General features: G+C 27.3%; 8 protein-coding genes and 1 pseudogene. 1 reads left to right on the top strand and 8 read right to left on the bottom strand.

Features of this window, described 5'->3' with window-relative positions; genetic code table 11:
- Positions 1–4: 4 nt before the first annotated feature.
- From infB to mutS, 5 genes and pseudogenes are all read right to left on the bottom strand, one after another.
- Positions 5–2,620 (bottom strand): translation initiation factor IF-2, encoded by a 2,616-nt coding sequence (gene infB / locus BRE_RS04085; RefSeq protein WP_198004626.1) that lies wholly within the window; start codon positions 2,618–2,620, stop codon positions 5–7.
- Positions 2,621–2,624: 4 nt separating this feature from the next.
- Entirely contained in the window at positions 2,625–4,070 is a 1,446-nt protein-coding gene (gene nusA / locus BRE_RS04080; protein ID WP_041178169.1) for a transcription termination factor NusA, read from the bottom strand.
- A gap of 13 nt (positions 4,071–4,083) precedes the next feature.
- Positions 4,084–4,515, bottom strand: a complete 432-nt coding sequence (rimP, locus tag BRE_RS04075) for a ribosome maturation factor RimP (RefSeq protein WP_012539176.1) — start codon at positions 4,513–4,515, stop codon at positions 4,084–4,086.
- 113 nt (positions 4,516–4,628) lie between these two features.
- Positions 4,629–5,211 (bottom strand): annotated as a pseudogene (locus tag BRE_RS04070) (amidophosphoribosyltransferase).
- A gap of 35 nt (positions 5,212–5,246) precedes the next feature.
- Complete coding sequence (mutS, locus tag BRE_RS04065; RefSeq protein ID WP_041178168.1) at positions 5,247–7,820, bottom strand: DNA mismatch repair protein MutS; 2,574 nt, start codon at positions 7,818–7,820, stop codon at positions 5,247–5,249.
- Positions 7,821–7,894: 74 nt separating this feature from the next.
- Between mutS and BRE_RS04060 the strand changes: the two genes are divergently transcribed.
- Entirely contained in the window at positions 7,895–8,404 is a 510-nt protein-coding gene (locus tag BRE_RS04060) for an STAS domain-containing protein (protein WP_012539174.1), read from the top strand.
- A gap of 30 nt (positions 8,405–8,434) precedes the next feature.
- On the opposite strand, the gene BRE_RS04055 is transcribed toward BRE_RS04060, so the two are convergent.
- The 3 genes from BRE_RS04055 to BRE_RS04045 are packed head-to-tail and all read right to left on the bottom strand — an operon-like array spanning position 8,435 to position 15,847.
- Positions 8,435–8,953 carry an OmpH family outer membrane protein gene (locus BRE_RS04055; RefSeq protein WP_012539173.1) on the bottom strand — a complete coding sequence of 173 codons (519 nt, stop codon included), beginning with the start codon at positions 8,951–8,953 and terminating at the stop codon, positions 8,435–8,437.
- 32 nt (positions 8,954–8,985) lie between these two features.
- Positions 8,986–11,508, bottom strand: a complete 2,523-nt coding sequence (gene bamA, locus BRE_RS04050) for an outer membrane protein assembly factor BamA (RefSeq protein WP_012539172.1) — start codon at positions 11,506–11,508, stop codon at positions 8,986–8,988.
- Positions 11,456–15,847: a translocation/assembly module TamB domain-containing protein gene (locus tag BRE_RS04045; protein WP_012539171.1), complete on the bottom strand. Its 4,392-nt coding sequence runs from the start codon at positions 15,845–15,847 to the stop codon at positions 11,456–11,458. The genes bamA and BRE_RS04045 overlap by 53 nt, the downstream gene beginning before the upstream one ends.
- Positions 15,848–15,854: the final 7 nt, after the last annotated feature.

Raw genomic sequence — 15,854 nt, 5'->3', positions numbered from 1 at the left:
ATTATTAAGACTCAAAACGTCTCTTCACTTTCTTAACTTCAAATGCCTCAATGACATCACCTTCTTTAATATTAGAATAATTATCAATCATAATACCACATTCATATTGAGCACCAACTTCCTTAACATCCTCTTTAAATCTCCTTAATGAGAAAATTTTACCAGAATGTATTTGATATCCATCCCTCATGATATTAGTTACAGCATCACGCTTTATGCATCCTTGTGACACATAACATCCAGCCACTACCCCAACCTTAGGAATATTAATAACAGCACGAACTTCAGCAAATCCAATAAACTGCTGTTCAATATCTGGTTCTAACATACCTTCAAGAACTGATTTAATATCATTAATTGCATCATAAATTATATTATACTTTTTAATTTCAACTTTTTCTTGATCAGCCAAAAATTGTGCTTTTGCTGTAGGCCGCACATGAAAACCAATAATAACTGCCTCACTCGCTGCTGCAAAACTAATATCGGTCTCTGTTATTGCACCTACCGAAGAATGAATAACTTTTACTCTAATTTCATTATTAGTCAATTTTTCAAGAGAATGCTTTAAAGCTTCAACAGAACCTTGCACATCTGCTTTTAAAATTATCTTAAGTTCTCTTAATTCCCCATCCTTAATTGAATCATAAAGATTTGACACGGTAACTTTTTTAACATTTTTAGCATCTTCATATTTCTTAAGATCTTGCCTTTTAGAACTAATTAATTTGGCTTCTTTTTCTGTTTTTGTAACTTGAAATGGATCACCGGCTTGTGGAATTGATGAAAAACCTAAAACACTAATTGCTTTTGCAGGACCAATACTCTTAACAGATACTCCTCGTTCATTAATCAATGCCCTAACTTTACCATGATATACTCCTCCAACAAAAGAATCTCCTATAGAAAGAGTTCCATCCTCAATTATAACAGAGCAAACCACTCCTCTACCCATATCAATCTTAGCATCAAGAACTCTCCCAACAGCCCTCTTGGTTGGATTTGCTTTTAATGACATTACTTCGGCTTGCAAAATAATCATATCAAGAAGTTCTGTAATACCAATATTTTTAAGAGCTGATATTGCAACAAAAATTGTATTCCCACCCCAATCTTCAGGTATCAAATCATACTCTGAAAGTTGATGCTTAACCTTATCTAGATTTGAATCTGGTAAATCAATTTTATTAACCGCAACTATGATAGGCACATTTGCATCCTTTGCATGATTAATAGCCTCAACAGTCTGTGGCATTACTCCATCAACAGCAGAGACAACAAGAACAACAATATCAGTAACCTGTGCTCCCCTGCTTCTCATCATTGTAAAAGCCTCATGTCCTGGAGTATCTAGAAACGTTATTTCATGTTCATTATAATTAATAGTATAAGCCCCAATATGTTGAGTAATCCCACCAAATTCAGTTTGATTGATATCAATATTCTGCAACACTGATAAAAGTCTAGTCTTTCCATGATCAACATGTCCCATTATTGTAATGACAGGTGGTTTTGTAACTTCTTTACTCCCATCGCCTTCCTCTGCCTCTATCACTGTTTCATCATAAATTGAAACAACATTAACTCTTGAACCATATTCTTCAACTAAAATAGTAGCAGTATCAGAATCAATCTTTTCATTAATAGTAGCCATTACACCTAAGGTCATTAATTTAGCAATTAAATCTGAAGATTTTAAATTCATTTTTCTTGCAAGTTCAGCAACAGTAATACTACCCATAATATCAATTGATTTAGGAATTGAATTTGCCAAATTTTCTTTCTTCTTTTTCTGAAGTTGTTCAAAGACTTTTTGTTCTATTGTTTTGCTCTCAATTTCCTCTTTCTTCCTTTTATAAACTTTTTGGCTTTCCTGTTGTTGCTTCTTTTTTTCGCCAAGTTTTCTATTAAGAAGACCCTTATTATCAGAATCAGAAGGAGGTGATATAGTTGCACTAGAGACAACCTTAGTCCTAATTACTCTTCTAAATGACTGGGAACTATTATTACTACTATTACTATTATCCCTACTATTATGAGTATAGTTTCTATTAGAATATACCCTATTACCTTGTTGCACCACCCCAGAATTATCTTTATTATCCGTAGTACGAAAAGAAGAAGATTTTATACCTCCCCCTCTAGAATAAGAATGTTCTCTATTATCTCTATTATAAGTAGAGCTTCTATTAGAATACCTTCTATTACCTTGTTGCACCACCCCAGAATTATCTTTATTATCCGTAGTACGAAAAGAAGAAGATTTTATACCTCCCCCTCTAGAATAAGAATACCCTCTATTATCTCTACTATTACTATCTCTATTGTAAGTAGAGTTCCTATGAACATATCCCTTATTGCCCTGTTGAACAGTCCCAGAATTACCCCTATTATCTGTATGAAAAGAAGACGATCTACCACCCCTATCTTTATTATCATACGAATATCCCTTACCAGAAGATTGCTTATTCCATGAATTTGAAGATTTCAAAGAATCATCTCTAGAACTATTCAAATTTTTATCAGTATGAGCTACAACTTTTACCACCTTCTTTCGTAATTTAACAACCTTAATTTTTTTTTCATCTTCACTGTGATCATCATCAATATTTTCTGACAAACTATTACTCCTCTTCAAATTCAAAACTAAGCCCTATCTTACAACCTGGACAAAAAGTCATATTTTCATTAATAACAGCACCACACTCAGGACAAAGTAAATCTTCCTCATCTTTCACATCTTCAACAGATTCATCGTCATTAGAAATTATTACCATTCCTTCTTTTAATATTTTATTTATCTCTTCTTGCTTTTCATAAGTTATTCCTAACTCAAAAAGCTTATCTTCGCTGGCATTCAAAAAATTATCGATATCATCAAGATCTCTTTGAATCAATTTGGCAACAATATCATCATCAAGAACTTTAAGTTCACTAATTTTATTTATCTCTTCAAATTCATCTTCCTGAACATTATCCTGAATAATTTTGTCAAACATTTCAAAAGTATCTTGCTTAAACTCTCCACTTGCCTTCATTTCAGCAAATTGACTATTAGTTTTAACATCAATTGCCCAATCAAGAAGTCTATTTGCAAGTCTAACATTCTGTCCCATCTTACCTATTGCAAGCGAAAGCTGATCATCACTTACAACAACTAATGCCTTATGCAAATCTTCATCAATAATATACACATTATCTATCTTAGCCGGAGTTAAGGAATCCTTAATAAACTCCTTAATATCTTTAGAATAAGGAATAATATCTATTTTTTCTCCTTCAAGTTCTTTAATTATTGATTGAATTCTAACTCCCTTTTGTCCAATACAAGGACCTACAGAATCAACTTCTTCTTTCTCAGAATAAACAGCAACTTTAGTCCTATAACCTGGATCCCTTACTATTTTATGTATCTTAATAATCCCTTCTTCAATCTCAGGAATTTCAAGAGCAAGTAATTCTGCAATAAATTTAGGATGGGTTCTTGACAAAATTACCTCTATCCCATTCCTTCCTTTTTTAACACTATAAACAAGAACTCGAACTTTATCATTAAGACTATAAACCTCTCTTGGAGATTGATATTTCTTAGGAATAACACCATCTGTACTACCAAGATTAACATAAAGATCGCCATTTCTATTTTGTTGAACATAACCAATAACAATTTTATGTAATTTATGCTTAAATTCTAAATAAAGTTCATTATCCTCAATTCCCTGCAAATCACTCTTAGTTCTTTGTTTAGCAACCTGAATTGATAGTCTATCAAAAATTTTAGGATTAATTTCAACATAAACATATTCATTATCTACAACTTCAAATGTTTTAGCATCATCTACTAATATCTCCATTACATTATTTTTAACTTCATCCACAATCCTTTTTTTGGAATAAACTATTAAGTCCCCAGTATTATCATCAAACTTAATTAAAGCATTATCACTTGTTCCAAAGTATTTCTTATAAGCTATTATTACCGATTCTCTAACCGTCTTTCTAATAGCATCTATACTCATTCCCCGCTCACTAGCAATATTGGCAATCATTTGACCAGTACCCTTTATCATATCCAAGACTCCTTTAAGACAATTTAGCCTTCTTAACATTGCTATAAAGAATTTTTACTTTCTTATACTCCGTTTTAAAAATAAAACCATCCCTCTCTGCTCTTAAGATAAAACCTTCTTCAAAATCATTGTTTAACATCAATTTAATTTTTTTACCCTCAAAAATCTTAAACTCTCTATCACTCTTAATTTTTCTATTTATTCCAGGCGTAGAGATTTCTAAACTAACATTATATTTAAGAACCGCTTCCAATTTCAATAAAATCATTTTATGTAAATCACAAAGCATATCAACACTGAAATTATCACTCTTATAAAGAACTATCTGTATTTTAAATTCATCTCTTTTTCTAAAAGTATTAATTTCTATAATTGAGATTCCTAATAGATAGGTTACATCCTTTATTAAATCATAAATTTCACTATTATCAGAAATTTTAACCAATCACATTCCTAAAAAGAATAAGGCTCTTTTTAAAAGAACCTTATTAAATAAAATAATCAATCCAAATCAAATGTAGCATTAATGTCAACAAATGTCAATATACTAATCATCAACTAAACTCTAGCAATTGACAGTTTCATTACCTGATAAAATCCATGCTTTATGAGGATATTTTCACAAAAAGTCATAGATGTTCCGGTTGTCACAATATCATCAATAAGCACAACTCTTTTAAATTTTATATGTTTATATTTAGATCTTAACTTAATCTTATTCTCTAAATTAGTATATCTCAAATTTCCACGTAATAGCTTTTGACTTCTCCCCAAATCTCGTTTCAAAATATTGATATAATTTATCCCTTTCTTAGATAATAAATTACCAATATATTCCATATGATCAAAATCATAAAAAACATTTCTTTTAAAACTACAAGGAACACTAACAACCAAATCAAAATCAATATTCATTAAAAATTGCAAAATCATATTTGCAAAAAATTTACCAAGTAATTTTTGTCCATCAATCACTCTTATAAGCAAGAATTAATTTTTTATATTCATCTTTATATTCAAAAAAATACCAAATATCATCTTTCAACTTAACATCAAAATGAAAAAAAGTAATACACTGCTTGCAAAGGGAATTTAAACAAACATAATTTCTATGACAATAAGAACAAAAAGGAAGCAATATACTTTTAAAAACAGTTCAATTCCACATTAATATTTTTAAGTTTTAATTTTTAATATTATTTCATTTAACAGATTCATTGCTTGAAAAGGAGTGATACTATTAATATTTATTTGAGAGATAAAATTCTGCAGTTCAAAATAAGCATTAAGTTCAGACTTATAATTTAAACTTTTTTCTGGTAATTTTTCATCAATAACAGAAGTCATAGTAGCAAAATTAGATACACAAAAATGCTCTCGACTAGTCAAACTCTTAAGAATAATATTAGCTCTTTTTACAACCTCTAAAGGTATGCCAGCTATTTGAGCAACATAAATTCCATAAGAATTAAGAGACGGTTTCTCTTCAACTTCTCTTAAGAAAATAAGTTCATCCCCTTGTTGCTCTATTTTCATTGAAAGATTCACAAAAGAATCATGATTAATAGCTGATAGTTCATGAAAATGAGTTGCAAATAAACTCCTAGCCTTAATATGCTTTAAAATATATTCAACAATCGAATATGCAATAGCAAGTCCATCATTAGTACTAGTACCTCTACCAACTTCATCCATAATAATCAAACTATTTTGAGTTGCATTTCTTAAAATATTAGCCGTCTCATTCATTTCTACTAAAAACGTAGATTCACCTTTAGAAATATTATCACTTGCACCTATTCTACAAAAAATCTTATCTGTAATCCCTATTATCGCCTTACTAGCAGGCACAAAAGAACCAATATGACTCATTAAAACAATTAACGCAGTTTGACGCAAATAAGTTGATTTTCCTGCCATATTAGGTCCCGTAATCAAACAAAAATATTTCTCACTATTAATTTTGACAGAATTTTTAGTAAAAGCTTCAATTCCTCTCATATAATGCTCAACAACAGGATGTCTAGCACACTCAAGAATAATTTCTTTATTATTTGTCAAAATAGGTCTTACATATTCATTTTTTCTAGCCAAATATGCAAAATTTGCAATTACATCGATATACGCAAAAAACTCAGCTATTTTTTTAATAATGACACTATATTTAACAACTCTTAAAGCTATCTCATCAAAAATTTCTTGCTCAAAAGCTAATAAATTATCTTCAGCATCATTAATATCTCGCTCAAGTTCAATAAGTTTGTTAGTTTTGTATCTCTTAGCAGAATTTAAATTCTGACTCTCTATAAAGTGAGATGGAACTTGTCCATAATAACTTTTTGTAACCTCAAAAAACAAACCTTTAATGTTAGTTCTCTTGATCTTAAGACTATTAATTTTATTAAAATCTCTCTCAAAATTAAGATAATCATCAATATATTTACTTGCATTATTTTTAATCTCTCTCAAACGATCAATCTTAACATTGTACCCATGTTTTATAAGTTCTTCTTGTTCATTTGAAATAGAACTATCAATTAAAGAATAAACTTCCATTATGCTGGTTTCATCATTAACATCAAATATCCAATACTTAAAAGAATATTCATTAAGCAATTCTTTCACTGAAAAAAATGCCAGCAAAGTTTCTTTAATAAACAAAAAATCTTTTTTTACATATTTTTTCATTTGAAGTCTTGATATTATTCTCTCAATATCCCAAACATCACTAAGAATATCTCTCAATTGCATGCTTAAATTAACATTATTACTTAAAAATTCTACATGAAATAATCTATTATTAATTGCACCAATATCTAAGAGAGGATTTAATATATACTCTCTTAAAAGTCTCTTTCCCATTGGTGTTTTACAATCATTTAACACCGAATAAAGAGAATAACAAACTGTCAAATCATTATTATTTTTTACAAGTTCAAGATTTATCTGAGTAACATCATCAAGAAACATATACTCAGAATCATTATTAATATTAATCGTATCAATATTGATCAATAAATTTTTTAAATTGTTCTTTATATAATCTATTATTAAAAAAGATGAAATATAATAAGGCTCACTCTCTGTAAAACCAAGAACACTTAAACTAACAATATTAAAATGTTCTTTTAATGATTTAATAGCAATATCCTTATCTAAATGCCAACTGGGAACTTTATTAACTAAAAATCGATCAAGAACAAGTTTTTCTAAATATTCATAGTAAAAATCATCAGAAACTATTATTTCCTTTGGAGAATATTTTTCAATATCACGCCTTAACTTTTCTAAAAAATTTCCTTTATAAAAAATAATCCCTAGCTTAGATGTTGATAAATCTATATAAGAAAATGAACAATAATCTTTATAATCACTAATAGCTACCAAATAATTATTAACATCATCTTGTAAAAAATCCTCATCAATTATAACACCAGGACTTATAACTTCAACAACTTCTCTTTCTAATGGACCCTTAGGATCAGTTTGCAATCCTTGTTCACAAATTGCAACCTTCCTATCAAGCAAAATTAATTTTTTAATATATTCTCTGCTTGTATGACAAGGCACCCCACACATAGGGACATTTTCTCTTTTAGTCAAAGTTAAACCTAAAAGCTTACTCCCTTCTATAGCATCATCAAAAAACATCTCATAAAAACTACCTACCCTAAAAAATAGAATAGAATCTTTATATTTGTCTTTAATATCTAAATACTGCCTCATCATCGGCGTAATATCTTTTTTCATATAGATAACACTCAAATTATAATTGATATTATTAAAACTTTACAATATACTTAAAAATATCAAAAGAATGAAAAATGGAAAAAGATACTTCTCAAAGCAATGTCTTTTATATGTGTAAAGGCGATTCTATTTTCATAAAGCTAATTAACAGATTCACAGCATTATATTCTGTTAATTTTAAAACATTCATTAAAAATACATTTATTAATAATAATGATAAAATAAATAACTTATATATAGATTTATCTGAAACTCAATATTTAGATTCAACTTTTATGGGAGTATTTCTATATATTGACAATAAAAGCAATGAACATAAAAAAAATTTCAAAATAATAAATTCTAGTAAAGAAGCACTTCAAAACCTCAGATCGCTTGGTCTTGAAAAAATATTAAAAATAGAAAATAGAAAAAAAAAATTAAATAAAAGTGATATGCAAGAATATTTTTGTTTTAACACACATAAAAATACAATATTCAAGTCTATGTTAAAATCACACATTTTACTTTCAAGTCTAAATAGAGACAACAAAAAAGAATTTTGTACTCTAATTAGAAGACTTAAAAAAGAAAATAGCAATTAAAATTAAATAAAAATATATTATAACAAGACACTATTGTTCATTTAAATATTTAACGACATCATCTGTTATATCAACAGTACTATTATAATAAAGAATATAAGGATTATCCTTTTTCATAACCAAAGAAATACCACTAGTTTCTGCAACATATTGAATACTCTTAAGTATCTTACTCCAAAGTACTCCATCACTATTTAAGCTGTTTATATTAATTTGTTTTTGTTGTTCAAAATTACTTTTCGCCAAATTTTTTAGTTTTTTAAGTTCATCAATCTTTAAATTATACTGATTACCATATAATTTAGCATTATCTAAATCATGTATCTCCATAGAATCATCATACATTTTCCTTAAATCTTTAATCTCAGAATTTAAAGTATCAATTCGCTCTTGATAATGATTTTTCAACTGTTCAAGGTTAGACTTCAATTGGGGACTTAAAAACCCAATTATAACTTTCTCAAAATCCACAATACCAATCTTTGTAACATTAAGTGACAAAAGATTTAACGGAAAAAAACATGCAAATAAAAACACAATGAAAGCCATAAAACCTCCCTATAAAAATTATCTAAATTATATCAGTATCTCATATCAATGGCTAAGAAAAATCGAAATCCTCCCAAATAATTATAATATCTATTAATACTCCCATTATCAAAATAAAATGGATAAGCCATCATAAAGGACAAAGGTATTTGAGGTAAAACAAATCTAATCCCAGATCCCCAACTAAAAATAAAATTACTAAAAGGCACAAATAAAGCATTTTTTTGTCCTTCAAGAGCATAAGAAGCCATATCTAAAAATAAAATATCCCAAACCATAATATTTTTAATTAAAGGCATTGATAACTGAATAGTATTTAAAAAAGAACTATAAATATTACTCAAAGTTCCCCATCCCCTAGCAACCATAAAATTTTCACTAATAACCAAAAGATGATGCGGTTGTATTTCTATTTCAAAACCATTTCCAAGTGGTGGCAAAATATTTGAATAAATACTTCTAAAAGTCAAAATTAAATCGATAAACGGACTAAAAACATCTTGATAACCTAAGAGAGAAAAATATCTCTCAAAAGTTGTTGTGGACTTTGTAAAATGACTTTGTCCAAATAAAAATCCACCAAAAAAATCAAATTGTTGTTTAAGTAAAAACCCATTATTAGATAAAGACTGAGAATTTCTAGTATCCCACGCAACACTAACTCCCAAAGAATTCTCAAATCTAATAGTATTATAATTATCTCTCAAATAATAATTTGAAGGTCTATTAACATTATCATCATAATATACATATTTTAAAGCTGTCTGAATAGTTCCAATAAATGACTGCTTTCCAAGATAATTGGAAAAAGCATAGCCAGTAAATCCACTAACACTAAATTTGGCTAAGGAATAATTCATAATATTAAAATCAGAAAAATTTTTAGCATTATTATATGCTTCCCAACTTACAAAAGGATCTGGAACCTCTTTTTTACCTATAAATATAGGACCATTAATATCTTGATAAGCGGTATTCACAGAATGTGACAAATCAAAAAACCCACCAATAGTCCATCTAGTTTGCATAAACCAATTATCTTCAAACATCAACCGAATACTTTGTTCAGAAAAAGCAAGATTAATTCTTGCTGAGAGAGAATATCCTTTACCTAAAAAATTAGATTGTTCCCACTGTCCAAAAAGTGAAAATGGAAACCAAGAATTAGTAATACCACCAAAATTCATACCAAATCTCAAACTTGCTGTCTCTCGCTCTTCAACAATAAAATTTATTTTCATTAAGCCCTCAATATTACTTGGAACAACATCGGGTACTACATTTCCAAAATAACCAAGCCTTTGCAAATTAAGCATTCCCATACGAAGCCTCTCCAAACTGAAAACATCTCCCTCAATTAATGGAATTTCTCTAAGTATCACATGAGAATCTGTTTTGTTATTACCTGAAACAGTAATAGACTCAATATATGCCTTATCTTTTTCTAATATTTTAATAGAATAATCTACAAAATCATCTCTTATAGTTTGAGAAGGAATAATCTCTGTAAAGATATAACCATCAGAATAATACTTTTCCCTAATCTTTGCAAAATCTTGTTCAAATTTTGACTCATCGAAAATATCTCCTTCTTTAAAAGTAACTAAAGATAATAATTCATCCAATTTAAAAACCAAATTTCCAATAATTTCAAATTTACCAAATTTAAAAATATCACCCTCTGAAATAAAATATTTTAGGTAAACTTCTCTCTCTAATTTTTTAGAATCACTAGGAACACGTATATCTACAATATTATTTACAACTTTTGCATTAATGTATCCATTATTTTTATAATAAGATTCAAGCCGCATTTTATCTTTATCAATATTTGATTTTAAATACTTACCATCAAAGAATAAAGATGCTGTTTTTGATACAAGATATTTTCTAAGAACACGACTCTTAAAATTCAAATTGCCTTCAAAAGAAACCTCTTTAACAATATATTTAGGACCTGCATTAATTTTAAATACAATACTTACCAAATTATTCTCTTCTTTAATATCATATGTAACAGCAACATCAAGATACCCAGCATCCTGATACATTTCTTCAAATTTAATAACACTCTTTTTAATCTTTGAAAGATTTAAAGCTTCTTTTACCTTAACATTCGACTTCTCACGTAATTCACTATTCCAAAAAATTCCACTATCATCAACAAAATTAACACTTTTTATTAACGATTTTTCTTTTACAAAAAATACAATCAGAAGTTTGTCATCATCAAGTTTAAACTCAGGCCGAATAAGTCCATCAAAATAATCAAGAGCATAAAGATCAACTTGTAATTTATCAAAAAGTTCATCAGAATAATGCTGCCCCAAATAAACATTTAAAATACTTTTTAAATCATTTTCACTTACATTTTTAAGACCAATAAAGTCAATATTTTTTATAATCTTGCCCTTATAACTGTCTTGGGAATAAGACAGATTAAATACTAATAAAAAACAAACTATAAAAATAAAGGTTCTAAATAACTGCACTTCAAACCCCTCAATATTTAAATTTCCAAAAAATAGACACCTGGCTCCCGAAACCATAACCATGCTTCATAAAATTATAGTCAAAAGTATAATCAATAAAGAAAAACGGAGAATCAAGTTCAAGACCAAGATTAATACTAAAATTTAAATTTTGAGAAAATGGTGTTATTTCTTCTATTAAAAATCCAAATCCTGCTTTGGCAAAAACACCATCAAGAATATATTTACCCACTGTAACATTTGTTTTATCAAGAACACCTACAAACGTAGGAGAATTTCTCAAAGTACCAATAGCATTCCTTAGTATATCCGTTTTTATACTCAGTAGGTCTAATTTTAATACAGAACGCATATAATCTTCAATAGGTTGTATGATCAAATCAATCAGGATATCACCAACTAGTCCAAGTGCCATTTCAAGCGTATTTACACCTGCCGATTGTAAACCATGTTTACCTCCTCCAATTATTGCATTTGACAAGAGATATTTAATCTCTTGTTCTGTTCTCGCAGGATAAGATGAAAACTTAAAATTCCATAAACTTAAAGGACTATCTATAGTCATAGTTATAAATAAATTTTCACCACCATCTTTAACAATATTTGTAGCCTCAGCTTTTACCCAAGGATCAAATTTATTTTTATTCTCATTAAAAGATATATACGATACACCTCGAAACACAAATTGTTTGCCATTATAATTAAAAGAACCACTTGCAATATTTAAATCACCCTTAAGAATAAAATCATCTGTTTTAGTATCTGATTTAACTTCAAGCGTATTTCCTTTTACAATAACAGCATTTAAAAAGGAAATCTTATTATCTGGCCAATGAAAAGCAACATTATTATCAAAATTAATTTTAAGATCCGTCACAATATCTAAACCCTTAGAATCAGTATTAAATACTCCAACATCCTTTGATTTTTTATAAGGATCTATTAATAAGTCAACAATTGAATTTTCAAGTAAATAAACCCACGCATTAGAGACATTTAAATCTCCCTTAAACATAATCTCTTCAGAATTACCTTCAATAAAGAAATCACCCGAAGCATGTCCAACAAAATTTATAGTCACTTTATCAAATTTAATAGGTACCCCAGAATTACCAGAAACATTAATATCTATTTTATAATAATCAACAATACTATCACTTAAAAAATTAAGATTTAAATGAGCAACAACATCAACAGCAGAATAATAATCTAAATGAAATTTATTCTCAATAATAACACTATTATCTTTAATAGAAACTGGTACATCAATTAACTCTAAAATTCTACTCTGACCATATTGTCTAAATGATTTTAAATATTCAGTGCTCATAGAACCATTTAAAACCTGAAATTTTCCATTAAGATTTGGATTATATAAATCACCATCAAGCTCTAATTCACCAACTAAATCAAGATCATAGAGAACAAAATGTTCCTTAATATTGAAAAGAGATTGTGACACTAATAAATCTTCTGTAATTAATTTTGAATTAAATTTAATATTCCCTATACTACTTGTAATTTTATCCTTCACAATGTTTCCTGTTGCAATAAAACTAAAGGGTAAATAATCATTTAATATCAAATTAAAATTACCATTAGCATATTCATATAAATAACTAATCAAATCATATTCAATTGATGAAATCATCAATCTTTCAGAATTATTTTCAAATTCAATTGTAAGTTCAGAAAGATTTTTGTCTTTATACATTAATTCTCTTAATGCAATCTCTCCATCAATTTCACTCCTTAAAATTCCAAATTCTTCTTCTGTTGAATCTTCCAACATTTGAAAACTTGCATTCACTTTTGACGAAAAAAGATCACTATTAACATTTAAATTAGAAAGTCCAATAGAATTTTCAATATCATATCTAAAATTACCTGTTAAAACTTCTCTTTTATTTTGAATAGCCTTTATATTATAAATATTAAGATTATTATCAACCAATCCCAAATTCAAAGAAAAATATGTAGGAATACCTACCAAAGAAAGACCATCTGTTTCAAGATAAGCATTAAGAGAATATTTAAAAAAATCACTATCTTTAAAATTAAGTATAAAATTACCATTAATCTTACCACTTAAAAATGATAGAAATTTCAAATTATCAAAATTAAATTCCTGAAATCTACCAACAAAATAGCTGCCATCCTCATTAGTATCAATTCCTAAAAAATAACGTTCAGAATTTAAACGTGAAAACAAATTTAAATTACCATTAAGCTTATTATTTAAATTTAAATATCCTTGACCTTGTAAATTTGAATTTTTATTCACAAACTTAATATTTGAAAGACTAACTTTTTGATCCTTATATAAACCTTCAAAACTAAAATTAAAATTAAAATTAGGATTAATAGAAATTTTATCTAACCTAAATCTAGAGAACATAATACTCAAATTATCTGTCACTCTTTGATAATCACCATAAGAATTTATACTTAACAAAATTTCAGAATCGCCATTATAAAAACGAAAATCATTAATATCAAAAAAATAAGCTATAATTAAATCAGAATAAGTTAAATTGATCTGTGCCTTAGGTGAAAGTTTTAAATTGGCATATCTATCTTTAAAATTAAATTCAAAAGAAACAGGATAATTCCTATTTAAATATTGAAACTTAGTATCTATCTTTAAACTATCATCAAACAAATGTACCAAAAAACTAGAATTTACATCATAATCGCCACTATTATAATTAAAGTATTTTACTTTATAAGAATTTCCTTCTCCACTAGCATCAAACATTAAACTAAAATTACTTAATTTTGAAAATAGAGTAAACTTAAGATCATTTAATTTACTCTTAGTATAATCAACAATATTTAAGTTAAAATCTGAATTCAAATTTAAATACTTACCCGACAAAAAATACTCAGGAATGATTTTACTCATAAAAATTTCTGGAAAGATATCTTTAAAGAAAAGCACAGGAAACTCTTTAACACCTAGATTAAGATTGAAATTTTCCCTATTAAAATCACCCTTTAAAGAAAGGGTAGAATTATTGTTAACAAAATTTAACAAATAATCAACATGGATATTCTTTGAATCAAAATCCGTCTTTAAATTTAAATCTTTAATTTTCAGTCTACCAATTTTAAAATCTTTAGATTTTACACAAAAATACTGTTTTTCTTTACTAAAATTCAAATGCCCATTAATATCATTTAAATTAAATATTTTGGCTGATTTAAAATCAAGCTTTCCGATCGGCATTAAATTTTTAAAAGAATAATAACCCTTATACCCAACAAACCCTCTCTTAAGTTTTATGAAAGCATTCTGTATATCTGCAATTTCCTCATTACCTTTAACTTGTATTGTAACACCCTGAATTTCCTTATCTGCAATATCATCACTCAAAGACGAGTTTAATAAAAATGCATACCTTAAGTCTTTATCTGTAAAATCATAAGAAAACGCAAATTGACCATTCAAACTTGTATTAAGATAACTATTATAATTTTTCAAATAATCATTAAGCTTTATCCAATCTAAAAGATTTATATCAAAAAACAAAGCATCCAATCTTAAAAAATTTTTGTTAAAGTCATATTTTAAATTAAAATCCAAATTTTCTCTTATAATATTAAAAACCTCAATATTACCCTTTGAATAATTTATTTGAAACCCTTGTTCAAGAAAAGTAAAATAATCTGTATAAAATTCTAAAAAACTAAAGTTAATATACCCATCTTCAAGATCTTTTTTAAATTTACCCTCAAAATAAAAGACTGAATTAACAATATTTTCACTATTAACATCAGGATATAAAACTTCAGGAAGGCCAAAATTAACAACAAAATTAAATAAAAAATCATCATCAATAGTCTTTAATATAAAATTATTAATTTGAAATCTCAAAAATCTACCAGAACCTAATTTTAAATTAATATTAATATCTTCTAAATGCATATGAAGACTTTCAAAGGAACCAAACATCTTGCCAATTATTACACGACTAGCTTTTTCATCATTTAACTCTAATTTCATAGGAATTGAACTTTTGGATTTAAGAATTTTAAAATCATTTAAATCAAAATTCAAAGTACTACCCTTAACAAAAATATCTAAAATAATATTTTCATTTCCTAAAAATAAGTTAAATAAATCTAAATTAACTTTAACAGTATGCATCAAGACTTTATCTTGTTCATTTAAACTCAACTCCAAATTGTCTATTTTAATCGAAGATAAAAAATAAGGATCGATTTTACTATATTTAATCTTAAAACCCAATTTTGCCTCAAGATAATTCATAATAAAAAACCTAGCAGAATAAACTTGAAATTGAACAAACAAAACAAAAATAATAAGAACAAATATAAAAACTAAAATCGAACAAATAAAAGATAGGGTATCTTTATTCCTTATAAAAAACAAATTCATAGATCTA

This window comes from Borrelia recurrentis A1 (assembly GCF_000019705.1).
GTDB classification, from domain to species: domain Bacteria; phylum Spirochaetota; class Spirochaetia; order Borreliales; family Borreliaceae; genus Borrelia; species Borrelia duttonii.
Note: the sequence above shows the minus strand (reverse complement) of the source record. Positions and strands in the feature narration are given on the sequence as shown.